We start from the raw sequence: 22,289 nt of genomic DNA, 5'->3' as shown, positions 1-22,289 counted from the left end.
GGTCGACCGCCACGGTCACCGTCACCCATCCGTCGGCACGCGACACGTCGACCGTCGCCTCGCCGCCGGCCGCCCGGTGCGCGGCCTCCACCGCGGCCTCGTCGCCCGCGACCGCGCCCGCCCGTGCGCCGGCGAGGGCCGCCGCCGGGACCGCCACGCCCGCCGCGGCGGCCTGCACCGAGGACAGCGCCGCCGCGAGCACGGCGACCGCGGCCGGCAGCGCGAGCGCGAGCTCCACCGTCGCCGAGCCGCGGTCGCCGCGCGCGCTCACGTGCCGAGCGCCCCGCGCAGGATGCCCAGCAGCAGCCCGCGCGCCTCGTCGGACTTGAGGATGACGACCAGCAGGCCCGCGAAGCCCGCCGCCGCCACCGTGACGAGCGCGTACTCGACGGTCGCCATCCCCTCGTCGCCGCGGTTGTCCGTATCCATCCGTGCTCCCTTCGTCGGTGCTCCCAGCGTTCGTCGACGGACGGGTGCGCGCACCCTCGGCGCGGGGATCCGTGGGCATGGCGCCGCCGCGCATGCCTGGGGACATCGCCGCGGCCTAGAGTGACGATTGGGGCCCGCGCGGGCCGCCCGACGGGACCGAGGGGGACCATGACCGACGCCGCGACCAGCCCGAGCCCCGCCCTCCTCGCGAAGGCGGCCGTGCCGGCGACGATCGTCGGGATCGGCGCGGCGGTGCTGCTGTTCGGCGTGGACGCGATCGCGCACGCCCTGCACGGCGTGTGGTGGGAGGACCTGCCGGAGCTGCTCGGGATCGACGGCGAGGCCCGCTGGTGGGCCGCGGTCATCCTGATCGTGACCGGCGCGCTCGTGGGCCTCACGCTGTGGAAGGCGCCGGGCCACGGCGGCCACGACACCGCGACGGTGGACCTCGTCTCGCCGCCGCTGCCCCTGCGCACGCTGCCCGGCGTCGCGATCGCGCTCATCCTGGGCCTCGCGGGCGGCGTCAGCCTCGGCCCCGAGGGACCGATCATCATGATCGCCACTGGGCTGACGGTGCTCGCGTACCGGCGCTTCCTGCCCGCGGTGCCGATCCCGGCGGTGCTGATGATCTCCACGTCCGCGATGCTCGGCGCGATGCTCGGCACGCCCGTCGCGGCCGCGCTCGTGCTCACGGGCGTGCTCGGCGGCGGGGCGGCGGGCCAGCTGTGGGACCGCCTCTTCACGCCGCTCGTCGCGGCCGGCGCGGCCTCCGTGGTCTACCACCTGCTCGGCGGAGCGTCCTGGGACATGGGCCTCCCCGACTACAGCGCGCAGTGGGTGGACCTGCTGTCGGCCTCCGTGATCGCGACGGTCGGCGCGGCGCTCGGCGTCGCGGCGGCCGCCACGTTCGCGCCGGCGCACCGCGCGTTCCGCAGGCTGCGCCACCCGATGCTCTACGTGACGGCGGGCGGCGTGGTGCTCGCCGGCCTCGCGCTCATCGGCGGCCAGATCACGATGTTCAAGGGCGCCGAGGAGACGGCCGAGCTGCTGGAGAACGTCGACTCGTACGCGGTCGGCACCCTCGCGCTCATCGTCGTGGTGAAGCTCGCCGCGATCGTGATCTCCGGCGCCTCCGGGTTCCGCGGCGGACGCATCTTCCCGGCCATGTTCACCGGCGTCGCGCTCGGGGCGTTCGCCCATGCGCTGATCCCGAGCATCCCGCTCACCCTCGCGGTCGCGTCGGGCGTCCTCGGCGTCGTGTTCGCGGTGGGGCGCGAGGGCTGGCTCGCGCTGTTCGGCGGCGTCCTCATCTGCGGCTCCGTGGGAGTGCTGCCGGTGCTCTGCGTCGCCGCGCTGCCGGTCTGGCTCGTCCTCACGCGCGCGCCGCACATGCTCGTGCACGTGGAGCCCGAGGAGGCCGCCGAGCCGCCCGCCGTCCCGGCACGCTAGCCGCCGAGCGTCCCGCCCACGACCGCGACGAGGAGCGGCAGCAGGCCGACCGCCACGAACGCGGGCAGCAGGCACAGCGCGAGCGGCAGCGTCACGCGCACCCCCAGCTCCCCGGCCGCGATCGCCGCGTCCGTGCGCGATCGCCGGGCTGCGGACCTCGCCACCGCCTCAAGCGAGGCGACCGGGCTCGCCCCCGCCGCCACCGCGGGCAGGACCGCGCGCGCCACCGGCTCCCACCTCTCGGGAGGCGGGTCGCGCGGCGTCCCGGCCTGCACGCCCACCACGTCCGCGAGCGCCGCGAGGTCCGGCTCCTCCAGCGCCGCCGCCACCGACCGCAGCGCCCCCGGCACCGACGCCCCGGCGGCCAGCGCGGCGGCGACCAGCGCCGACGCGACGACCACCGCATCGGCCTCCCCGCCGGCGGCGCCCGCGCGCGCGACCAGGCGCCCGGTCCACGCCCGCCCGGCCCACGTGAGCGCCACGCCGACCGCGAGCAGCGCCCACCCGAGCGGCGTGAGCGCGAGCACGCGCACGGTGCGCGCGTCGACGAGGGCTCCGAGCGCCAGGCCCGCGAGGGGCAGCCACAGCAGGATGCGCGCGCTCAGCCGGGGCCCGGCCAGCGCGGCGCGACGCAGCGCGTCGGCCTCGCGGGCATCCGCCGCGGCCCCCGCGATGGCGAGCAGCATCGATGCGAGCGGCGCCCCGGTGCGCGCGGCGAGGAGGTCGGCCCCCGCGACGGCGCGGTCGAGCGTGCCGGCCTGATGGCCGGGCACGGCGACCCCGGCGCGCGCCCACGCCTCCGGGGCCGGCAGGCCCGCGCGCAGCAGCCCGACCACGCGCGGGAGGGACTCGTCCCAGCCGCCGCCTCCCGCATCGGCACCCCGCCCGCTCACGCCGCGACCCCGTCGGCCAGCGCGCGCAGGCCCGGCCACCCGGGGCCGTGGCGCTCGCCCGTCCCGTCCCGCTCGTACGCGGTGACGATCGCGAGGCCGCCGCCGTCGACGCGGATCCGCGCGACCTCCGCCACGCGCCTGCCGGTCGGGTCCCGCTCGACGTGCACCACAACCGCGAACGCGGCGGCGGCCTGCGCGGCGAGCTGGCCGGACGTCAGCCCGGCGAGCAGCGCGAGCGCCTCGAGCCGCGCCGGCACGTCGCTGGCCGAGTTCGCGTGCACCGTGGTCAGCGCGCCCCGATGGCCCGTGTTGGCGGCCGCGAGGACCTCGCGGAGCTCCGCGCCGCGGCATTCGCCCAGGACGATGCGGTCCGGCCTCATGCGCAGCGCCTCCCGCACCAGCCGGGCGAGCGGCACGCCGCCGGCGCCCTCGACGTTGGGGCGCCGCTCGACGAGCCGCACCACGTGAGGATGCCCGAGCGCGAGCTCGCCGGCCTCCTCGATCAGGACGATGCGCTCGCCCGGGTCCGCGAGCGCGAGGAGGGTCGCGAGCAGGGTCGTCTTGCCCGCACCCGTGCCCCCCGACACCAGGACGGGCACGCGCGCCCGGACGAGCGCGGCGAGCAGCGCGGCGACCTCGCGGGTCAGCATCCCGCCCGCGATCAGGTCCTCGGGCGTGAAGGGCTCCGCGCGGATCCGGCGCAGCGAGATCGCCGTGCAGCCGTCCGCCACCGGGGGCAGGACCGCGTGCAGGCGGGTGCCGTCGGCGAGCCGGGCGTCGACGGTGGGCTCCGCATCGTCCAGCCGCCGGCCGGCGGAGGCGGCGAGCGCGACCGCGAGCGCGCGCACCCCGTCGACGCCGCCGCAGTCGACGGCGATGCGCTCGAGCCCGCGCCCCCGGTCGACCCATGCGGCGTCGGGCGCCTGCACGAGGACGTCGGTGACGCCCGGCAGGGCGAGCAGGGGCGCGAGCGGTCCCGCGGGGATCTCCGTCACCGCGCCAGGATGTGCCGCGCGGACCACGTCGCGGGCACCCCGCATCGTCCGTCGTGGAGGGGCCGCAGGGGCGGTTGGCACGGGGACATCGGCCGGCGGTCGTCGCCTGCCCGGACGTGTCGGGGGCGGCGGTTAGGCTGACGCCATGACGGAGCCCGGACCGCGGCGCAGCGCGGCCTTCTTCGACCTGGACAAGACCATCATCGCGAGGTCCTCGTCCATGGCCTTCTCGCGCTCGTTCTACGAGGGCGGCCTCATCACGCGCACCAAGGCGCTGCGGACCGCGTTCGCGCAGTTCCTGTTCGAGATCGGCGGCGCGGACGAGCGGCAGACCACCCGCCTGCGCGACGCGCTGAGCGAGCTCATCACCGGCTGGGACGTCGCGCACGTCGACGGGATCGTGGCGGAGACGCTGCACGAGCACATCGACCCGATCGTCTACCAGGAGGCGCTCGACCTCATCCGCCGTCACCAGGCCAACGGCCGGGACGTCGTGATCGTCAGCGCGTCCGCGTTCCAGGTGGTCGAGCCCATCGCGCGCCTGCTGGGCGCGGACGGCGTGGTCGCGTCCCGCATGGAGGTCGAGGACGGCCGCTTCACGGGCGAGATCTCGTTCTACGCGTACGGCCCGGCCAAGGCCGAGGCGATCCGCGAGCTCGCCGAGGAGCGGGGCTACGACCTGGGGATCTGCTACGCGTACTCGGACTCCATCACCGACACCCCCATGCTCGACGAGGTGGGCCACGGCTTCGCGGTCAACCCCGACCGCGCGATGCGCCGCGCCGCACGCCGCCACGGCTGGGGTGTGCTGACGTTCCGCCGCCCGGTGGGCCTGCGCTCGCCCTCGGCGGTGCGGCCCGCCGTGGTCGCGACCGTCGCGCTCGCCGCCGTCGCGGCCGTCTGGCTGCTCGCCGTCGCCGCGCGACGCGACCACGACGCCGACGACGCCTGAGCCCCGCCGCCGCGAAGGCGCGCTAGGGTGACGGAGCCGCCTCGCGCGGCACGCGGAGTCTGAGGGGATCACGCAATGAACAAGGCACTTCTTGCTGCACTCGTGGGGGTGCTGGGACTGGGGCTCGGCATCGGGGTCGGGTGGATGTGGGACAGCGTCCGCGGGGACGGCTCGGGGGTGCCCGCGAGCACCCCCGACACGACCGCCTCGCCCACCGCCGCATCGTCCTGACGCACCCGTCCGCAGATCGGACTTTCCGGGCGCCGTAGCCGGGCGAGCCGGGTAGGGAACGACCCCCGGATGACGTATCCTCGCCACAGCCCCCTCGCGTCGCCGGTGGGCTTTGGCCACCCCTTCTCGAGGACGTCACTTGCGCAAGATCCTTCTCGCCCTCGCCGCGATCGTCGTCGCGCTCGCCTCCGCCGCCGCAGGATGGTTCGGGGTGAAGGCCTGGAAGGCGTCGCAGAGCACCGAGGCCCCCGTGCCGACGCCCGGCGCGACCGTCGAGACGAGCGGCGAGACGATCCCCCTGACCTTCCGCCTGTCCGAGGTCGAGGCGGCCGGCGACGACCTGTTCGACCCGCCCTCGTGCGGCGAGACGTGGACGCCCGAGTCCGGCGAGGCCAACGGCGTGCTGCCCAAGGTCGACGCGTCGCTGCGCCAGGTGCAGGGGGTCGACACGGTCACCGTGGTGCCCGGCTACACGACGTCCACAGCCGGGCTGGGCTTCCTGGCCTCCGAGGGCAGCATCATCGTGACCAGGGACGATGTGGTGGTCACCCCGGACTGGGGCGGCGAGTTCGTGCCCGAGTACTTCGTCGCGATGCCCGACGAGACCACGCTGACGCAGAACAACCTCGAGATCACCGGCGCGCTGCTGTGCGACGTGTCCGCGGGGCTCAACGAGATCTGGCAGGGCTTCGACTGGTCGACGGCGAGCGAGGACGAGATCGCCGCGAAGCAGGCCGAGGCGGCCGCCTTCTACTCCGCGCACGAGAAGCTGCCGGCGGGCACCTACCGCGTCTACCAGTGGTCGCCGATCATCCTGGGCGAGCCCGCCGCGATCGCGCGCGTGCTGTCCGAGGAGGGCATCACGGGGCTGGCGGGGCTGCAGTACAACGCGGGCTACACCGCGCTCGTCGACGACCCCGAGGTCGCGGCGCACTGCACCGACCACGTGGACGCCGACGGCAACCTGCTCAACCGCAGCTGCGACGTGCCCGAGGACGTGCTCGCGGATGCGCTCGAGCGCGAGGTTCCCGTCGAGTACATCGCGGACGTGCCGCCCGCCGTCGCGTTCTCGGTCGCGGCCGAGTTCACCGTCGACTAGCCCCGGACGCCCATCCACACAGGTGTGTCACTGGTCCACACAAGGGCCCGGATGTGCGCGTCAACATGCACACATGACGCGCTCTCCCGCTGCTCGTGTGTGGAGAGGCGTTCGCAGACGGGCGGTCAGCCGGACTTGCGGCGGAACTCCCCGTGCGGGTGAGCCGTGCCATTGCCGTGGAGGTGCGTGCCGGGGCCCTGCGCGGACCCGCGCACTCCCCCGCCCTGGCCGTCGTTGCCGACCGCCGCCGCCATGACCTCCTGCGCGTCGCCTTCCTTGACGGACGCGAGGAAGTCCTGGGCGGGCTCGTCCTTGAGCATCCGCGCGAGCTTCCCGTGATGGAAGATGTGGACCTCGCCGTTGGTGCGGGTCCGGTAGTCGAAACCCTCTGATCCAGTCATCACCCCAGGCTCGCACGGGCGGGCCGGAAGCGCGCGCGGAAACCGCGCATCGTCCGCCACGACACGGCCAACCGATCGAATACCAGGCCGTCTAACAAAGCCTTCCCAGCGTCGGGACCTTGGTCCTAGGGTGGCGCGCATGGACAACGTCGCCCATACCCTCGAGAACCTGCACACCGAGACGCGGTCGTTCCGGCCGCATGCCGCCTTCGCCGCGCACGCGAACGCGACCGCCTACGAGTACAAGAAGGCCGGCGTGGACCGGCTGCAGTACTGGCGCGAGGCGGCGCTGCGCCTGGCCTGGCACGAGCCCTTCACCGAGATCCTCGACTGGTCCGACGCGCCCGTCGCGCGCTGGTTCCACGACGGCACGCTCAACGCGTGCGACAACGCGGTCGACCGGCACGTGCGCGAGGGCCGCGGCGATCGCGTCGCGTTCCACTTCGTCGGCGAGCCCGGCGACACCGAGACCCTCACGTACGCCGACATCCACGAGCGCGTGCAGAAGGCGGCGAACGGGCTCGCGTCGCTCGGCGTCGGCAAGGGCGACAGGGTCGCGATCTACCTCCCGCAGATCCCCGAGGCCGTGGTCGCGATGCTCGCGTGCGCGCGGGTGGGCGCGATCCACTCGGTCGTGTTCGGCGGCTTCTCCGCGGACAGCCTGCGCCAGCGGATCGACGACGCCGAGGCCAAGCTGGTCATCACTGCCGACGGCGGCAACCGGCGCGGCGCCCACCTCGCGCTCAAGCCGCTGGTCGACGAGGCGATCGCGGGCCACCCCGAGCAGGGGCCCGCGCCGTCCGTCGAGCACGTGCTCGTGGTCAAGCGGACCGGCCAGGACACCGCCTGGACCGAGGGGCGCGACGTCTGGTGGCACGATGCGGTGGACCCGCAGCCCGCGTCGCACGAGCCCGTATGGGTCGAGGCCGAGCACCCGCTGTTCATCCTCTACACCTCGGGCACCACGGGCACGCCCAAGGGCCTGTTCCACACGACCGGCGGCTACCTCACGGGCGCGGCGCACACGCACCGCATCGTCTTCGACCTCAAGGACGACGACGTCTACTGGTGCACCGCCGACGTCGGCTGGATCACCGGGCACTCGTACATCGTCTACGGGCCGATGATCAACGGCGCGACGCAGGTGCTCTACGAGGGCACCCCGAACACGCCGCACGAGGGCCGCTGGTGGGAGATCGTCGAGCAGTTCAAGGTGACGATCCTCTACACGGCGCCCACCGCGATCCGCACCTTCATGAAGTGGGGCGAGGCGATCCCGCAGCAGTTCGACCTCAGCTCGCTGCGGCTGCTCGGGTCGGTAGGCGAGCCCATCAACCCCGAGGCATGGATGTGGTACCGCCGGGTGATCGGCGGCGACCGCTGCCCCATCGTCGACACGTGGTGGCAGACCGAGACCGGCGCGATCATGATCTCGCCGCTGCCGGGCGTGACGGCCACCAAGCCGGGGTCGGCGATGACGCCGATGCCCGGGGTGTCGATCGACGTGGTGGACGATGCGGGCCGCCCGGTCGCGAACGGCGAGGGCGGCTACCTGGTCATCACCGAGCCGTGGCCGTCGATGCTGCGCGGGATCTGGGGCAACCGCCACCGCTACGTGTCGACCTACTGGAACCACTTCGACGGCATGTACTTCGCGGGCGACGGCGCCAAGAAGGACGTGGACGGCGACCTGTGGCTGCTCGGCCGCGTCGACGACGTCATGAACGTGTCCGGCCACCGCCTCACCACGACCGAGATCGAGCACTCGCTGGTCGCGCACCCGTGGGTCGCGGAGGCCGCGGTGGTCGGCGCGAGCGACGAGGTCACCGGGCAGGCGGTCGTGGCGTTCGTCATCGTGCGCGGCGACGCGCACGGGGTGCCGGAGGAGGGCGAGGAGGTCGCGGCGGCGCTGCGCGAGCATGTGCGCCGGCAGATCGGCGCGCTGGCCAAGCCGCGCACCATCCTCGTGGTGTCGGAGGTGCCCAAGACGCGGTCCGGCAAGATCATGCGCCGGCTCCTCCGGGACGTGGCCGAGGACCGGCCGACCGGCGACGTCACCACGCTCGCGGACCCGTCCGTCATGGACGCGATCCGCGGCGGGCTGGAGGCCGGCCGGGCGGAGTGAGGGGGGCGGCGCGGGCGTTCCCCGGCGGCGTGTTCGCGCGCGGCACGGCACTCTCTCCCCTGTGTTTCACGTATGCGTGAAACAGCCAGGCGGCGCCGAGTAAGACCCCAGGTAGATGGCGTGCGCCCCGCCGAGGATCGGCTCTGTTCCAGTACGGGCTGAAACACGCGAACGAGACCATGGCCGCCCACGCCCCGGCGTGCCCCGCGACAGCCGACGCCGGCGGGGGACGATGCCCGCGCATCGTCCCCCGCCGGCCCCAAGCCAGGTGGCAGGCGACTAGGAGGTTGCCGCCTGCCACTGCGCGCGGCGCTCGGCCTGCTCGACCGGGTCCGGCACGGGGAGGGAGGCGAGCAGCCTCCGGGTGTAGGGGTCCTTCGGGTCGCCGAGCACCTCGGCGCCCGTCCCCTCCTCGACGAGGCGACCGCGGTGCAGCACCGCGATACGGTCCGCGAGCATGTCGACCACGGCGAGGTCATGGCTGATGAACAGCGCCGCGAAGCCGAGCTCGCGGTGCAGCTCGTCGAACAGGTCGAGCACGCGCGCCTGGACCGAGACGTCGAGGGCGGAGGTGGGCTCGTCGGCGATGAGCAGCTCGGGGTCGAGCGCGAGCGCGCGGGCGAGCGAGGCGCGCTGGCGCTGGCCGCCCGACAGCTCGTGCGGGAAGCGGTCGCCGTACGAGCGCGGCAGCTGGACCGCCTCGAGCAGCTCGTCGACCCGGGCCCGCGCGTCGTCCGAGGACTCCGCGCGGCCGTGGACCACGAGCGGCTCGGCCACGCACTGGGCGATGGTGAGCAGCGGGTTGAAGCTGGTCGCCGGGTCCTGGAAGACGAAGCCGACGCGGCTGCGGATCGGCCGGATGTGCCGCTCGCGCGCGCCGTTCATCTCGACGCCGAGCACCGACAGCGAGCCGCCGCTCACGCGGGTGAGGCCCGCCATCGCGCGCCCGATCGTCGTCTTGCCCGAGCCCGACTCGCCCACCAGGCCCAGCACCTCGCCCGGCTTGATCGCGAACGACACCCCGTCGACGGCCACGAAGTCGGGCTGGCGGAAGCGGCCCGGGTAGACGATGCGCAGGTCCGTGGCGGACACGAGCGGCTCCTGGTCGTCCCAGCCCTCGGGCCGACGCTCGGCGCGGGCCTCGGCGCGGGCGAGCCCCTCGCCGATGCGCGGCACCGAGGCGAGCAGCTGCTGCGTGTACGGCTCCCGGGGCGACTCGAACAGCTCGCGCACCGGCGCCTGCTCGACCAGCTCGCCCTGGTACATGACGGCAACACGGTCGGCCAGGTCCGCGACCACGCCCATGTTGTGGGTGATGAGGACGACGGCGGCGCCGAACTCGTCGCGGCAGCGGCGCAGCAGGTCGAGGATCTCGGCCTGCACGGTCACGTCGAGCGCGGTGGTGGGCTCGTCCGCGACGATGACGCCGGGGTCGAGCGCGAGCGCCTGCGCGATCACGATGCGCTGCTTCTGGCCGCCCGAGAACTGGTGCGGGTAGTGGTCGACGCGCGTCTCCGGGTCGGGGATGCCGACGCGGCGGAGGATGTCGATCGCCTGCGCGCGTGCCTCCTTCTTGGAGAGCCTGCCGTGGGCGCGCAGCCCCTCGGCGATCTGCCAGCCCACCGTGAAGACCGGGTTGAGGGCGGTCGACGGCTCCTGGAACACCATCGCCGCGTCGCGGCCGCGCACCTGGCGCAGGCGCGAGCCGGACAGCTGCGCGACGTCCGCCTCGCCGCCGTCCTTGTTGCGCAGCACCACGGCGCCGCGCACGGTGGCGGTCTCGGGCAGCAGCCCGAGGATCGACTTCGCGGTGACGGTCTTGCCCGAGCCGGACTCGCCGACGATGGCGAGCACCTCTCCGGGGTGCACGGCGAGCGAGACCCCGTCGACGGCGCGGACCGGGCCCGCGTCGGTGGCGAAGGTCACCGCGAGGTCGCGGATCTCGACGAGGTCGCTCATCGCACGCCCTCCTTCGTGGTCTCGGGGGTGGTGGCCATGGCCGGGTCCGCGGCGGGGCCGGGGTCGACGCCGAGGTCCTCGACGGGCTCGGCGCCGGCGGCCCGCTTGCGCAGGCGCGGGTCGGCGAGGTCGTTGAGGCTCTCGCCCACGAGCGTGAGGCCCAGGACGACGAGCACGATGGCGGTGCCCGGGAAGACCGACGTCCACCAGATGCCCGAGGTCACGTCGGACATCGCCTTGTTGAGGTCGTAGCCCCACTCCGCGGCGGCGCTCGGCTCGATGCCGAAGCCGAGGAAGCCCAGGCCCGCGAGCGTGAGGATCGCCTCGGACGCGTTGAGCGTAAGGATGAGCGGCAGGGTGCGCGTCGAGTTGCGCAGCACGTGGCGCGTCATGATCCGCACGTGCCCCGCGCCGATCACGCGCGCCGACTCGACGAACGCCTCGGACTTGATGCGGATCACCTCGGCGCGCGTGACACGCAGGTACTGCGGGATGAAGATCACCGTGATCGACAGCGCCGCGGCGAGGATGCCGCCCCACAGGCTGGACTGGCCGCCGCTGATGACGATCGCGAGCACGATCGCGAGCAGCAGCGACGGGAAGGCGTAGATCGCGTCGGCGACGACCACGAGCACGCGGTCGAGCCAGCCGCCGAAGTAGCCGGCGATGAGGCCGAGCGCGACGCCGACGAGCAGCGACGCGATGACCGCGACGATGATGACGAGCAGCGCGGTGCGCGAGCCCCAGATGAGGCGCGACAGCACGTCGTAGCCGCCCTGGGTGGTGCCGAGCCAGTGCTCGGCGGACGGCGGCTGCTGCGCGCCGAACGGGCCGTCTGGCCCGCGCAGCTGCGCGAAGCCGTACGGCGCGAGCAGCGGCGCGAACACGGCGGTGAGGACGAAGATCGCGGTCAGCACGAGACCGGTGACGAGCATGCCGCGCTGGAGGCCGACGCTCTGGCGGAGCTGGGCGATCACGGGCAGCCGCGACCAGAGCGGACGGCGGGACGATGCGGGGGCGGCCATGTCAGTACCTCACCCTCGGGTCGATGAGCGCCGCGATGATGTCGACGATGAAGTTGGTGACGGCGACGACGACGGCGAGCACCACGACGATGCCCTGCACGGCGACGAAGTCGCGGGCCTGGAGGTACTGCGACAGCTGGAAGCCCAGGCCCTTCCACTCGAACGTGGTCTCCGTGAGGACCGCGCCGCCGAGCAGCAGCGCGATCTGGAGCCCCACGACGGTGACGATCGGGATGAGCGCGGGTCGGTACGCGTGCTTGCGCAGCAGGCGGCGCTCGGCGACGCCGCGCGAACGGGCCGCGTCGACGTAGCCCGCGCCGAACGTCGAGATGACGTTGGTGCGGACCACGCGGAGGAACACGCCCGCGGTGAGCAGGCCGAGCGCGACCGCCGGCAGGATCGCGTGCCGGAGCACGTCGCCGAGGATCGCCGGGTCGCCGGTCTTGAACGCGTCGATGAGGTAGATGCCGGTCGCGCCGTCGACGCGGCCGAGGGTGAGCTCGGATCTCGTGTCGGCTCGGCCCGCCACGGGCAGCACGTCGAGCCAGACGGAGAACACGAGCTTGAGGAGCAGGCCGAGGAAGAACACGGGGGTGGCGTAGGCGAGGATGCCGCCGACGCGGAACACGGCGTCGGGCCAGCGGTCGCGGTGGAAGGCCGCGAGGCGCCCGAGCGGGATGCCGACCAGGAACGCGACGATCAGCGCGTAGAACGCGAGCTCGAGCGTCGCGGTGCCGAACGTGACGATGACGTCGGTGACGGCGCGCTTGTCCGACAGCGTGGTGCCGAAGTCGCCGGTGAAGACGGCGCCGAGGTAGTCGAGGTACTGCACGAGGATCGGCCGGTCGTAGCCGGCCTCGTGGATGCGCTCGGCGAGCTGGTCCGCGGGGAGGCGGCCGCCCTGCGCGGCGGTGATGGGGTCACCGGTGAGGCGCATCAGCACGAACACCGTCGTGACGAGGATGAAGACGGTGGGGATGATGAGGAGGGCGCGGACGGCGATGTAGCGTCCCAGCGACCCCCCGGGCTTCTTCGCCCAGGCGCGGGGTGCCCCGGCCCTGGCCGCGGGAGCGTCCGTGGTGGTGGTCATGCGAGGTCCAGACTGGCCGCGAGCGGCCCGGTGACACGCTCAGGGGCGTGGGAGGGACCCGGAGGCCCCTCCCACGCCCGTGAGGATCAGCCCTTGGCGAGGGCCGCGTAGCGGAACTTGAACGAGGCGTCGAGGGTGTCCTCGGCGCCGGTGACCGTGGTGCCGGTCACCGCGACCTGCGCGCCCTGCAGCAGCGGCAGGGTGGAGAGGTCGGCGGCCACGGTGTCCTGGATCTCCTCGATGATGCCGGCGCGCGCGGCGGGGTCCGCCTCGGTCGCCTGCGCGAGGATCAGCTCGTCCACCGTCGGGTTCGAGTAGTGGTTGCCGAGGAAGTTCTCCGTGAGGAAGAACGGCGTGAGGTAGTTGTCCGCGTCCGAGTAGTCCGGGAACCAGCCGAGCTGGTAGGCCGGGTACACGTCCGAGGTGCGGTCCTTGGCGTACTGGACCCACTCGGTCGACTGGAGGTCGACCGTGAACAGGCCGCTCGCCTCGAGCTGGTCCTTGACGAGCGCGTACTCGTCGGCCGAGCCCGAGCCGTAGTGATCGGGGTTGTACTGGAGGCTGAGCTGGACCGGGGTCTCGACGCCGGCGTCCTCGAGGGTCGCGGCCGCCTTGTCGACGTCCGGGGCGCCCGCGCCGTCGCCGTAGAGCTCCATGAGCGACTCGGTGGCGCCGGTCAGGCCCGCCGGGACGTAGGAGTACAGCGGGGTGAAGGTGCCCTTGTAGACCTGGTCCGCGATCTCGGCGCGGTCGACGATGTCGGCGACGGCCTGACGCACGGCCAGCGACTTCGCCTCGTCCGCCTCGGGCGTGGTGGCGCCGTAGGGCATCGTGTCGAAGTTGAACACGATGTAGCGGATCTCGCCGCCGGGGCCGTCGATGACGTTGACGTTCTCGTCCTCGCGGAGGTCCGCGATGTCGGTGGCCGACAGCGAGCGGAACGCGACGTCGATGTTGCCCTGCTGGATGTCGAGCTTGAGGTTCGACTCCTCCGCGTAGTACTTGACGTCGACGATCGGCGTCTTCGCGGCGCCCAGGAGGCCCTGGTAGTCGGCGTTGGCCTCGTAGCTGACGAGGTTGTTCATGTCGTAGTCGGTGATGACGTACTGACCGGCGAAGGCGTTGCCCGCGACGATGTCGGCGTCCGGGGTCAGCGCGTCGGCCGCGAAGACCTCCTCGTCGACGATCGGGCCGGCCGGCGACGACAGGATCTGCGGGAAGACCTGGTCGTTGGCGGACTTGAGGTGGAACACCACGGTCACGTCGTCGACGGCCTCGACCGAGTCGAGGTTGTACAGCAGCGAGCCGGGGCCGTTGCCGTCGTCCGCGCCGGACTCGAAGATCGCGAGCATGCGGTCGAAGGTGAACTTCACGTCCGAGGAGGTGAGGTCGTGGCCGTTGGCGAAGGTGAGGCCCGGCTTGAGGACGACCGTGTACTCGGTGTCGCCGGTGAACTCGGCCGACTCGGCGATGTCGGGCTCGACGTCGGGGCTGCCGTAGGGCGTGTTGACGAGGAACGGGAAGACCTGGTTCATCACCGCGAACGAGCCGTTGTCGTACGAGCCGGCCGGGTCGATCGTCGTGATCTTGTCGGTGGTGCCGACGATGATCGAGTCGCTCATCGACGAGCCGCCGTCGGCGCTCGCGGAGGAGTCGGACTCGGTGTCGCCGCCCGAGCACGCGGCCAGCGTGAGCGCGGAGGCCGCGATGCCGGCCACGAGGGCCGTGCGACGGAGGTTGGACGGGTACGGCATAGGTACTTCCTTCCTGAGGTCCATCGGCGCCGCGGTTGGGCGCGGCCGCCGTGGGATGAATTCCTAGCACGCGGTGCCACGCCCGGAGCCGGCGAACCGGCTTTATTTACACCCCTGCAACATTTGGCCCGAGCCATCCCGTCTGGCGTGACCGAATCGTTACGGTCACGGGCGCGCCCTATCCGCATCGTGAGACGGTCGCGCGCACGACCCCCCAGGAAGCCCGACGAGCCGGGACAAGTCACCCAGAACCGCGCGCCGAGATGTCCGCGAGCTGAGACGGTCGGGAGGCGCGCGGAGGGCTGATCTGGGACCGCTCCCAAACGATGTACGGCCTGCGAAGTGAGGGTCGCGCTCCCAATTCGCCAAAAGATGCCGAAGTCCGCGAAAAAGCGCACAGAATCTCGTTGCCGCGCCCCGTCCGTACCCCTACACTGTTGATCGGCGAGGGGCCGGGAGACCGCCCTGGATCGCCGAAGACGTCCCCGGGAGCGGACGGCCGCGGTGCCCCCCAGCGCAGCCGTCCCCCCGGGGCACCTTCGTCTTCAGGCCGTGTCGTCGTCCGGCCGCTTCTCCCCCTCCGGCGCGTCCGGCCCGGCACCCTCCGCGACGCCGGCCGTCGCATCGTCCACCGCCGCGCGCGCCCACGCGAGGTCCGCCTCGTCCGCCTCCGCGAGCGGCCGCGGGCGCTCGGGCGGGTCGCGCCGCTCGAGCCACAGGTCGTGCCAGCGTTCGAGGCCGACCACCACGCCGAGCACACCGACCGCGACGCACGCGCCCGCGAGGACGTCGGTGAGGAAGTGGTAGCCCAGGTAGAGGCGGCTCGCGCCGACGAGCACGATCAGCGCGAGCGAGGCGAGCGTCCAGCCTGCCAGGGCCCACGACGCCTCGGCGTCCTCGTGCCACAGCAGGTAGCCGACCACCAGGATGAGGGTGGTGGCGCCGATCGTGTGGCCGGACGGGAACGAGCCTGACGTCTCGCCGCCCGGGATGCTCATGAGGTCCGCCGCAGGGCGCGTGCGCCCCACCGCGAGCTTGAGCACGACCGACAGGCCGGTCGACAGCAGCATCGCACCGACGAGCAGCGCGGGCTCCCACCACGACCGCGTGATGCGCCACCAGAGCAGCGCGATCACCGCGACGACGATCGGCAGGAACACCGGCCCGAAGAGGTTCGTCACACCCGTGAGGAAGGTGGTGAGGCCGTCGCTGCGGTTCGCCGCGAGCCATTCGAGGAGCGGCTCGTCGAGCCGCCACAGGTCCTCGCGCTCCGTCACCCAGTCGAGCAGGACCGAGAAGCCGACGACGCCCAGGCCGATGAGGACGACCGCCGGCCACAGGGCCAGCGCGACGTCGCGCGCACGCATCCGCTGAGTCATGCGGACCACCCTAGGCATGCCCGTGCCCGGGGACGATGCGGCGCGCGCCGCCCGCGCGGAAGGGGTCGCGAGCCTCGGACGATGCGTCAGCCGGCGGTGCGCTCGCGCGCGACCATCGCCTCCTCGAGCGTGGGGGTGACGGGCTCGAGCGTCGCCGCGAGGCCGCCGAGCGCGGCGCGGACGCGCTCCTCGTCGGCGTCGACCGCGCGCACGTGGGTGCCCGACAGCATGACGAGCACGCCCGCGTCGTCGAGCGCCGCGAAGGCGTCCTGCCACCGGTCGGTACGGACCGCGAGCGCCGTGGTGCCGCCGGTGATGTCGCCGAGCTGGCCCTCGGCGACCGCGACGCCCTGGGACATCAGCACGAGGCGGTCGCACTGCTCGGCCTCCTGCATGTAGTGGGTCGTCACCAGGACGCCCACGCCCGCGTCCGCGCTGTCGTGGACCGTGTCCCACAGCCGGGCGCGCGACAGCGGGTCCACGCCCGAGGTGGGCTCGTCGAGCACGAGCAGCTCGGGCCCGTGGCCGAGCGCGGCCGCGAACGCGAGCTGGCGCTGACGACCGAGGCCGATGCCGCCCACGAGGCGGTCGCGCGAGTCCGCGAGCGCGTCGGGGACCGCGGTCGCGCGGGACCGGAACGCCTCGTCGACGAAGGCGAGGTTCTCCGCGACGGTGAGGTCGTCCCACAGCCCGAGCCCCTGCGGCACGTAGCCGAGACGCGCCCGACCCTCGCGGGACGGCGGCTCCCCGAACAGCGCGAGCGCGCCCTCCGTGGGGGGCAGCAGCCCGAGGATCATGCGGATGAGCGTGGTCTTGCCGGCGCCGTTCGCGCCGAGCAGGCCCACGATCTCCCCGGGACCGACGGTCAACGAGACGTCGTCGACCGCGGTGAAGTCGCCGAAGCGGCGGGTGACGCCGGTGGCGCGGATGAGCGGCTCGGTCACGTCAGTCCCCCTTCGCGATGGCCGCGGCGACGACGGCGTCCTCGATGTCGGCGACGCGGGCGACGCCGGCGGGCGGGTCGTCGGGCGACCACACGCGGTACCGACGTCCCCGCCGCCACGTGCGCGCGGGCTCGCCCGGCGCATCGGCCGCCACGACGTGGCCCGGGACGCCGTCGAGCACCTCGGCGGGCGTGCCGTCGAGCAGCACCGCTCCCCCGTTGAGCACGAGCACGCGGTGCGCGCGCTCCGCCTCGTCGAGGTAGGTGGTGGCCATGACGACCGCGGCGCCCTGCGAGGCGGCGAGCGAGACCATGCGCCACAGGTCGACGCGGCTCACCGGGTCGACGCCCGTCGACGGCTCGTCGAGGATGAGCAGCTCGGGGCGGTGGAGCATCGCGAGCGAGAACGCGAGCTTCTGCCGCATGCCGCCCGAGAGGTTGCGCGCGAGCCGCGTGGTCGCGCCCTCGAGGCCCGCGCCCCGGAGGAGGGCGGCGCGGCGCTCCTCGAGCACGCTCCCGGACAGCCCGTGGGCCGCGGCGACGAACGCGATGTTCTCGTCGACGGACAGGTCCCGCCACACGCCCGCGGCGGTGGGCATGAAGCCGATGCGCTCGAGCGACGGCGCGCTCACCTCGCCCTCCGTCGGGCGGATCGCGCCGGCGAGCGTCCGCAGGAGCGTGGTCTTGCCCGCCCCGTCACCGCCGACGACGGCCACGATCTCCCCCGGGTCGACCGACACCGAGACGTCGGCGAGCGAGACATGCCCGCCGCGCTCGACGGTGAGGCCGGTCACCCCCCAGGCGGTCATCACGCCGCCTTCGCCTTCGCCCGGTGGTGGGCGCTGGGGGCGAGGTCGCGGCGGAAACGCAGGACCGCCGCGGTGAACACGAACAGCGCCATGCCGGTGAGCACGACGTACGGCAGCCACAGCGCCTCGATCCCCGCGCCGCGCAGGAAGATGCCCTGCGCGATCTCGACGAAGTAGGTGAGCGGCAGGCAGCGGCCGATCGCGGCGATCGCGGTGGGCATCGCGTCGAGCGGGAAGATGAAGCCCGACAGCAGGATCTGCGGCAGCAGCATCATGATCGCGAGCTGGATCGCCTGCGCCTGGGTCTGCGACGCGGTCGAGATCAGCACGCCGAGCCCGAGCACGACGAACAGGAAGATGCCCGCGCCCAGCGCGAACAACCACGGGTTGCCGTTGAACGGCACGTCGAAGATCCAGACGCCCAGCAAGGTGACCACGAGCATGTCGAAGGACGCCAGCAGGAAGTACGGCGCGATCTTGCCGACGATGACGTCGGCGGGCTTGAGGGGCATCACCGCGAGCTGCTCGAGCGTGCCGGTCTGGCGCTCCTTGACCAGCCCGATCGACGTGATGATCGTGCCGATGAACGTGAGGATGAGGCCGATCAGCGCCGGCACCATCACCCACGAGGTGTCGAGGTCGGGGTTGTAGAGGATGTCGACCTGCACCTGGTCGCCCATGCGGCCGAAGGCCGCGGAGGCGCTCTGCGCGGTGAAGAGGCTCGCGCCGTCGATGTAGGCGGTCGGCGGCTGCGTCGTGGTGTCGATCACGACCTCGGTGTCGTTGTCCTGCATCCAGGTCAGCGCATCGTCCGTCGTCGCGTCCGTGTCGACCTCGCCGATGTCGAAGAGGTCGGGCGCGTTGGCCGCGACCTGCTCGGCGCCGGGCCCGATCACGCGCGTGGGGATCGAGTCGACCGTGAAGTTGGCCGCGTAACCGAAGATCGTGAGCAGCACGATCGGCAGGATGATCAGCATCGCCATCGTGCGCCGGTCGCGGCGGAGCTCGCGGAACTCCTTGAGGATCATCGCCTTCATCGGGGTCACCCTTCTCGATGGATGCTTATTCTCCACCTAGGGAAAAACTAGCGCATCGTGCGCGCCCTCGCGTCACCCCAGGTCCCACACCTGTCAGCATGGCGCGGGCGGTCCCCCGTGTCGACGGCAGCGCGCCGGGTGGCACGATGCGTCCATGCAGATCTCCGTGGCCGACCCGGCCGTCCCCGACGTGGTCGCGCTCCTGGCCGAGCACCTGGCCGACATGCACGCGACGTCCCCGGCCGAGTCCGTGCACGCCCTGGACGTCGAGCGCCTGCGCGCGCCGCACGTCACGTTCCTCACCGCACGCACCGCCGACGGCGAGCTCATGGGCGTGGGCGCGCTGGCCGAGCTCGGCGACGGGCACGCGGAGGTCAAGTCGATGCGGACGGCGCACGGGTACCGCGGCGCCGGCGTCGCGGCGGCGGTGCTCGACGCGCTAGTCGACGCCGCCCGCGCGCAGGGCTGCACCCGGGTGAGCCTCGAGACCGGGACCGAGGCGTACTTCGCGGCCGCGCATCGTCTCTACGCGCGCGCGGGATTCGTCGATTGCGCGCCGTTCGCCGACTACGTCGAGGACCCCCACTCGCGGTTCTTCACGCTCACGCTCAGCCCCTGAGGTCGCGCGCGCGGTAGCCCGCCACGCCGAGCGCGAGGAGCACCGCGGTCGCTCCGAACAGCACCACCGGCTGGTACCAGTACAGGCCGTTGTCGAGCGGGAACCCCCACGTCACGTAGTAGTACGGCGACACGTGGGCGATCGGCTCGAGCGCATCGTTCACGGCGGCGAAGGCCGTGAGCGCCCAGCCGATGATCGCGACGCCCGTGCCCGTGCCGATCGCGATGCGTGGGACGCCCGTGAACGCGCCCGCCGCGAAGGACGCGGCGCCGAGCACGGTGCCGAGCCCCGCGATCAGCAGCCCGGTCGCGGCGATGTTCGCGTAGGACATGCCGAGCGAGCCGATCCAGTTTCCGAGCGCGATGCCGGCGGCGATCATCGCGGCCACGGCGAACGACACGAGCACCATGGCCGTCGCGCGGCGCCACGCCACCGTCGCGCGCGACACCTGCGAGGTCAGCAGCACGGAGATGGTGCGGCGCTGCTCCTCGCGGGCGAGCGCGGCACCGGCGGCGATGGCGGGCACGGCGATCGCGACGGGCGCCAGGATCGACAGCCCCTCGCCGTGGTACCAGCCCTCGGGGCGCGAGTAGTCGGCGAAGCCGACCATCGCCATGATCGAGTCGGGGAAGGCCTCCGCGAACTGCCCCACGAAGTCCGAGACCGCGTTGAACAGCGGGCCCATGACGGCCATCATGAAGAACATCCCGCCGCCCGCGATGGTGACGAGCGCGCGCGAGTCGCTGAGCGCCATGCCGACCATGCCGCGCGTGCTGGAGCCGCCCTGCAGCATCGCGAGGACCGGCGCGAGCCGCTCGTCCTCCTGCAGGCGCGCGACCAGCGGCAGCCGCCCCTCGCCCGAGCGCAGGTCGCGGCGCACCAGCGCCGCCCAGCCGACGAGCACGAGCGCCGCGGTGATCGCGAGGAGCACGCCCATCTGGCCCCAGTCGACGCCGTTGGTGAGCGGCGCGGAGGCGTTGATGTAGTGCCAGGGGAAGATCTTCGCCCAGTCCTCCCACCCCTGGAACATCGGCAGCAGGCCCGAGGCGAGGAACGACACCACCAGGAAGGCGGTGGCGATGCCCGAGGCGAGCTGCTGCTGGCCGGTGGCGGCGCCTATCGCGAGCGCGACCGCGCCGTAGAGCATCGACACGACGAGGACGTGGAGCGTCGCGGCGCCGATGTCCACGCCAGCGGTCGGCTCGCCGAACATCACCGTGATGCCGAAGTAGCCCAGCCACGCCAGCACGTTGACCGCGAGCGCGATCGTGAGGATCGCGAGCGACTTCGAGGCGAACAGCCGCGAGCGCGAGCGGGGCGCGGTGGTGAGCACGTTCATCGTGCCGTCCCGCTCCTCGCCGGCGATCGCCGCGGCGCCCATCGAGATCGCGATGCCGGCGACCACGAACGGTCCGAGGAAGTTGAACATCATCGACATCATCAGGCCGGTGACGCCCGCGTCCCCGCTGATGCCGATGAGGGTCGAGTAGAACTCGGGCATCTCGTCGAAGAATGCCACCGCATCGTCCCCGATGCCGGCGTACGCCCACATGCCGAAGACCGCGACGAGCCACAGCGAGCCGACGCCGATGAGGGCGCCGAGCCAGCGGTCGCGGACCGTCTTGAGGTACAGGGTCTGGAGCATCACGCACGCTCCGCGGCGGACGATGCGGCGGCGGGCGCGGGCGCCTCGTCGCCCTCGGCCTCGGTCACCTCGTCGCGGTAGAACTCGAGGAAGATCTCGTCGAGGTCGACGCTCGCCGAGCTGAGCGAGATCACCTCGTGCGCGGTGGCGACCTTGAGCAGCGGCGCCATCGAGCCCTCGTACTGCGCCGTGACGGTGTCGCCCTCGGCCGACACGGTGTGGACGCCCTCGACGCCCTCGAAGGCGGAGGCGGGCACCGGGCGGTCGAACTCGAGGGTGACACGGCGCAGGGCCTTGTCCTTGAGCTCGTCCATCCGCTCGACGGCGATGAGGTGGCCGCGGCGGATGAAGCCGACGCGGTCCGCGACGCGCTCGACCTCGGACAGCGTGTGGCTCGACAGGAACACGGTGTTGCCCTCGTCGACGTGCTCGCGCATGAGGGTGTGGAACTCGAGCTGGACGAGCGGGTCGAGGCCGGTGATCGGCTCGTCAAGGATGACCACCTCGGGACGGTTCATGAAGGCCTGGATGAGCCCGACCTTCTGGCGGTTGCCCGAGGACAGCTCGCCGACCTTCTTTCCGAGGTCCGCGTCGAAGCGCTCGGACAGCGCGTCCACCCACGCCCAGTCGACACCGCCGCGCAGGTTGGCGAGGAACTGCAGCGTCTCGCGCCCGGTGAGGTTCGGGTAGAGGGCGAGGTCCGACGGCAGGAAGCCGAGGTGGCGACGGATCTCGACCGCGTCCTTGCGGGCGTCGAGGCCGGCGATCCGGCACTCCCCCGCGGTGGGGCGGATGAGGTCGAGGAGGCAGCGGATGGTGGTCGACTTGCCGGCGCCGTTGGGGCCGAGGAAGCCGAAGATCTCGCCGGGGCCGATCTGGAGCGAGACGTCCTGCACCGCGGCGACGTCGCCGAAGTGCTTGGTCAGGCCGATCGTCTCGATGGCGGGGGTGGTGGTCATGCTGATCCCTTCTCAAGCTCTGCCGTCATGCGCTCCATCAGCGGAGGCCATTCACGTGCGAAGAAGTCGGCGAGGTCGCCGAGCTCCGTGACCCGTTCGGGCCGGTCCCGGGGAAGAACTGTCTCGCCCGCGCGCGCGAGGTCGCCGAGGGCGCGGATGCGCTCGAGCTCGGAGGCCATGACGCCGTACCAGGCGCCGGGACGGAGGCGGTAGCGCTGTGTGCGGTCGCCACGCACGCGCACCTGCTCGACCATGCCCAGCTGGACGTGGGAGCGCAGCTGCGTGGAGACGGTGCCGGCGCTGAGCCCGAGGTCCTCGGCGATCTGCGCCTGCGTCTGCTCCGCGGGCTCGCAGATCATCAGCCAGCCCAGGATCTCGGCCCACGCGCGCGCCGAGCCGAGCATCGCGAAGAAGGTGGCGACCTTGTCCACGTACTCGTGCTGCGCATCGTCCAGCGGCATGATTTCAGTATGACCTGAAACAACTGAAACATACA

At 72.8% G+C, this 22,289-nt stretch carries 22 protein-coding genes; 6 read left to right on the top strand and 16 right to left on the bottom strand.

Annotated elements, in window-relative coordinates:
* Together AOM02_RS13195 and AOM02_RS14160 are read right to left on the bottom strand one after the other, a co-directional pair.
* Positions 1-271: hypothetical protein (locus AOM02_RS13195; protein ID WP_062300024.1), on the bottom strand; the 271-nt coding region annotated here is incomplete at its 3' end.
* Positions 268-429, bottom strand: coding sequence for a DUF4244 domain-containing protein (locus AOM02_RS14160; RefSeq protein WP_082105102.1), 162 nt, complete (start codon positions 427-429; stop codon positions 268-270). The genes AOM02_RS14160 and AOM02_RS13195, both read right to left, overlap by 4 nt.
* A 168-nt stretch (positions 430-597) precedes the next feature.
* On the opposite strand from AOM02_RS14160, the gene AOM02_RS13190 reads away from it, so the two are divergent.
* Positions 598-1,878, top strand: coding sequence for an ion channel protein (locus tag AOM02_RS13190; protein WP_062300021.1), 1,281 nt, complete (start codon positions 598-600; stop codon positions 1,876-1,878).
* On the opposite strand, the gene AOM02_RS13185 is transcribed toward AOM02_RS13190, so the two are convergent.
* Both AOM02_RS13185 and AOM02_RS13180 read right to left on the bottom strand, forming a co-directional pair.
* Positions 1,875-2,771 (bottom strand): type II secretion system F family protein, encoded by an 897-nt coding sequence (locus tag AOM02_RS13185; RefSeq protein WP_156156229.1) that lies wholly within the window; start codon positions 2,769-2,771, stop codon positions 1,875-1,877. The two genes, AOM02_RS13190 and AOM02_RS13185, sit on opposite strands and share 4 nt — an antisense overlap.
* Positions 2,768-3,766 (bottom strand): TadA family conjugal transfer-associated ATPase, encoded by a 999-nt coding sequence (locus tag AOM02_RS13180; protein ID WP_062300017.1) that lies wholly within the window; start codon positions 3,764-3,766, stop codon positions 2,768-2,770. The genes AOM02_RS13185 and AOM02_RS13180 overlap by 4 nt, the downstream gene beginning before the upstream one ends.
* 145 nt (positions 3,767-3,911) lie before the next feature.
* On the opposite strand from AOM02_RS13180, the gene AOM02_RS13175 reads away from it, so the two are divergent.
* The 3 genes from AOM02_RS13175 (at position 3,912) to AOM02_RS13170 (ending at position 6,048) form a co-directional block, all read left to right on the top strand.
* Positions 3,912-4,718 carry an HAD family hydrolase gene (locus tag AOM02_RS13175; protein WP_062300013.1) on the top strand — a complete coding sequence of 269 codons (807 nt, stop codon included), beginning with the start codon at positions 3,912-3,914 and terminating at the stop codon, positions 4,716-4,718.
* A gap of 75 nt (positions 4,719-4,793) precedes the next feature.
* Positions 4,794-4,949: a hypothetical protein gene (locus AOM02_RS14395; protein WP_156156228.1), complete on the top strand. Its 156-nt coding sequence runs from the start codon at positions 4,794-4,796 to the stop codon at positions 4,947-4,949.
* A gap of 139 nt (positions 4,950-5,088) precedes the next feature.
* Positions 5,089-6,048, top strand: a complete 960-nt coding sequence (locus tag AOM02_RS13170) for a hypothetical protein (protein WP_062300010.1) — start codon at positions 5,089-5,091, stop codon at positions 6,046-6,048.
* A 125-nt stretch (positions 6,049-6,173) separates the two neighbouring features.
* Here AOM02_RS13170 and AOM02_RS13165 read toward each other — a convergent pair whose 3' ends face one another.
* Positions 6,174-6,449 (bottom strand): hypothetical protein, encoded by a 276-nt coding sequence (locus AOM02_RS13165; protein ID WP_062300007.1) that lies wholly within the window; start codon positions 6,447-6,449, stop codon positions 6,174-6,176.
* A 139-nt stretch (positions 6,450-6,588) separates the two neighbouring features.
* On the opposite strand from AOM02_RS13165, the gene acs reads away from it, so the two are divergent.
* Positions 6,589-8,574, top strand: a complete 1,986-nt coding sequence (acs, locus tag AOM02_RS13160) for an acetate--CoA ligase (protein WP_062300005.1) — start codon at positions 6,589-6,591, stop codon at positions 8,572-8,574.
* 279 nt (positions 8,575-8,853) lie between these two features.
* Here acs and AOM02_RS13155 read toward each other — a convergent pair whose 3' ends face one another.
* From AOM02_RS13155 to AOM02_RS13120, 8 genes are all read right to left on the bottom strand, one after another.
* Positions 8,854-10,533: a dipeptide ABC transporter ATP-binding protein gene (locus tag AOM02_RS13155; RefSeq protein ID WP_062300003.1), complete on the bottom strand. Its 1,680-nt coding sequence runs from the start codon at positions 10,531-10,533 to the stop codon at positions 8,854-8,856.
* Positions 10,530-11,558 carry an ABC transporter permease gene (locus AOM02_RS13150; RefSeq protein ID WP_062300001.1) on the bottom strand — a complete coding sequence of 343 codons (1,029 nt, stop codon included), beginning with the start codon at positions 11,556-11,558 and terminating at the stop codon, positions 10,530-10,532. The genes AOM02_RS13155 and AOM02_RS13150 overlap by 4 nt, the downstream gene beginning before the upstream one ends.
* A gap of 1 nt (position 11,559) precedes the next feature.
* Positions 11,560-12,648, bottom strand: a complete 1,089-nt coding sequence (locus tag AOM02_RS13145) for an ABC transporter permease (protein WP_062299999.1) — start codon at positions 12,646-12,648, stop codon at positions 11,560-11,562.
* A gap of 86 nt (positions 12,649-12,734) precedes the next feature.
* Positions 12,735-14,402 (bottom strand): ABC transporter substrate-binding protein, encoded by a 1,668-nt coding sequence (locus AOM02_RS13140; protein ID WP_062299997.1) that lies wholly within the window; start codon positions 14,400-14,402, stop codon positions 12,735-12,737.
* Between the two features lie 545 nt (positions 14,403-14,947).
* On the bottom strand, positions 14,948-15,781 hold the full coding sequence (locus AOM02_RS13135) for a phosphatase PAP2 family protein (protein WP_176564458.1): 834 nt from the start codon (positions 15,779-15,781) through the stop codon (positions 14,948-14,950).
* Between the two features lie 86 nt (positions 15,782-15,867).
* Positions 15,868-16,725, bottom strand: a complete 858-nt coding sequence (locus tag AOM02_RS13130; RefSeq protein WP_062299993.1) for an ABC transporter ATP-binding protein — start codon at positions 16,723-16,725, stop codon at positions 15,868-15,870.
* 1 nt (position 16,726) lies between these two features.
* Complete coding sequence (locus tag AOM02_RS14675; RefSeq protein WP_062299991.1) at positions 16,727-17,533, bottom strand: ABC transporter ATP-binding protein; 807 nt, start codon at positions 17,531-17,533, stop codon at positions 16,727-16,729.
* Positions 17,533-18,570 (bottom strand): ABC transporter permease, encoded by a 1,038-nt coding sequence (locus tag AOM02_RS13120; protein ID WP_062299989.1) that lies wholly within the window; start codon positions 18,568-18,570, stop codon positions 17,533-17,535. The genes AOM02_RS14675 and AOM02_RS13120 overlap by 1 nt, the downstream gene beginning before the upstream one ends.
* 154 nt (positions 18,571-18,724) lie before the next feature.
* On the opposite strand from AOM02_RS13120, the gene AOM02_RS13115 reads away from it, so the two are divergent.
* Positions 18,725-19,189 carry a GNAT family N-acetyltransferase gene (locus tag AOM02_RS13115; protein ID WP_062299986.1) on the top strand — a complete coding sequence of 155 codons (465 nt, stop codon included), beginning with the start codon at positions 18,725-18,727 and terminating at the stop codon, positions 19,187-19,189.
* On the opposite strand, the gene AOM02_RS13110 is transcribed toward AOM02_RS13115, so the two are convergent.
* The 3 genes from AOM02_RS13110 to AOM02_RS13100 are packed head-to-tail and all read right to left on the bottom strand — an operon-like array spanning position 19,179 to position 22,254.
* Positions 19,179-20,834, bottom strand: coding sequence for a DUF2705 family protein (locus AOM02_RS13110; protein ID WP_228373854.1), 1,656 nt, complete (start codon positions 20,832-20,834; stop codon positions 19,179-19,181). The two genes, AOM02_RS13115 and AOM02_RS13110, sit on opposite strands and share 11 nt — an antisense overlap.
* Positions 20,834-21,793, bottom strand: a complete 960-nt coding sequence (locus tag AOM02_RS13105; RefSeq protein WP_062299982.1) for an ABC transporter ATP-binding protein — start codon at positions 21,791-21,793, stop codon at positions 20,834-20,836. The genes AOM02_RS13110 and AOM02_RS13105 overlap by 1 nt, the downstream gene beginning before the upstream one ends.
* On the bottom strand, positions 21,790-22,254 hold the full coding sequence (locus tag AOM02_RS13100) for a GbsR/MarR family transcriptional regulator (RefSeq protein ID WP_062299979.1): 465 nt from the start codon (positions 22,252-22,254) through the stop codon (positions 21,790-21,792). The genes AOM02_RS13105 and AOM02_RS13100 overlap by 4 nt, the downstream gene beginning before the upstream one ends.
* Positions 22,255-22,289 lie beyond the last annotated feature (35 nt).

This window comes from Demequina maris (assembly GCF_000971155.1).
GTDB classification, from domain to species: Bacteria; Actinomycetota; Actinomycetes; order Actinomycetales; family Demequinaceae; genus Demequina; species Demequina maris.
This window is presented reverse-complemented; position numbering and strand designations above follow the sequence as displayed.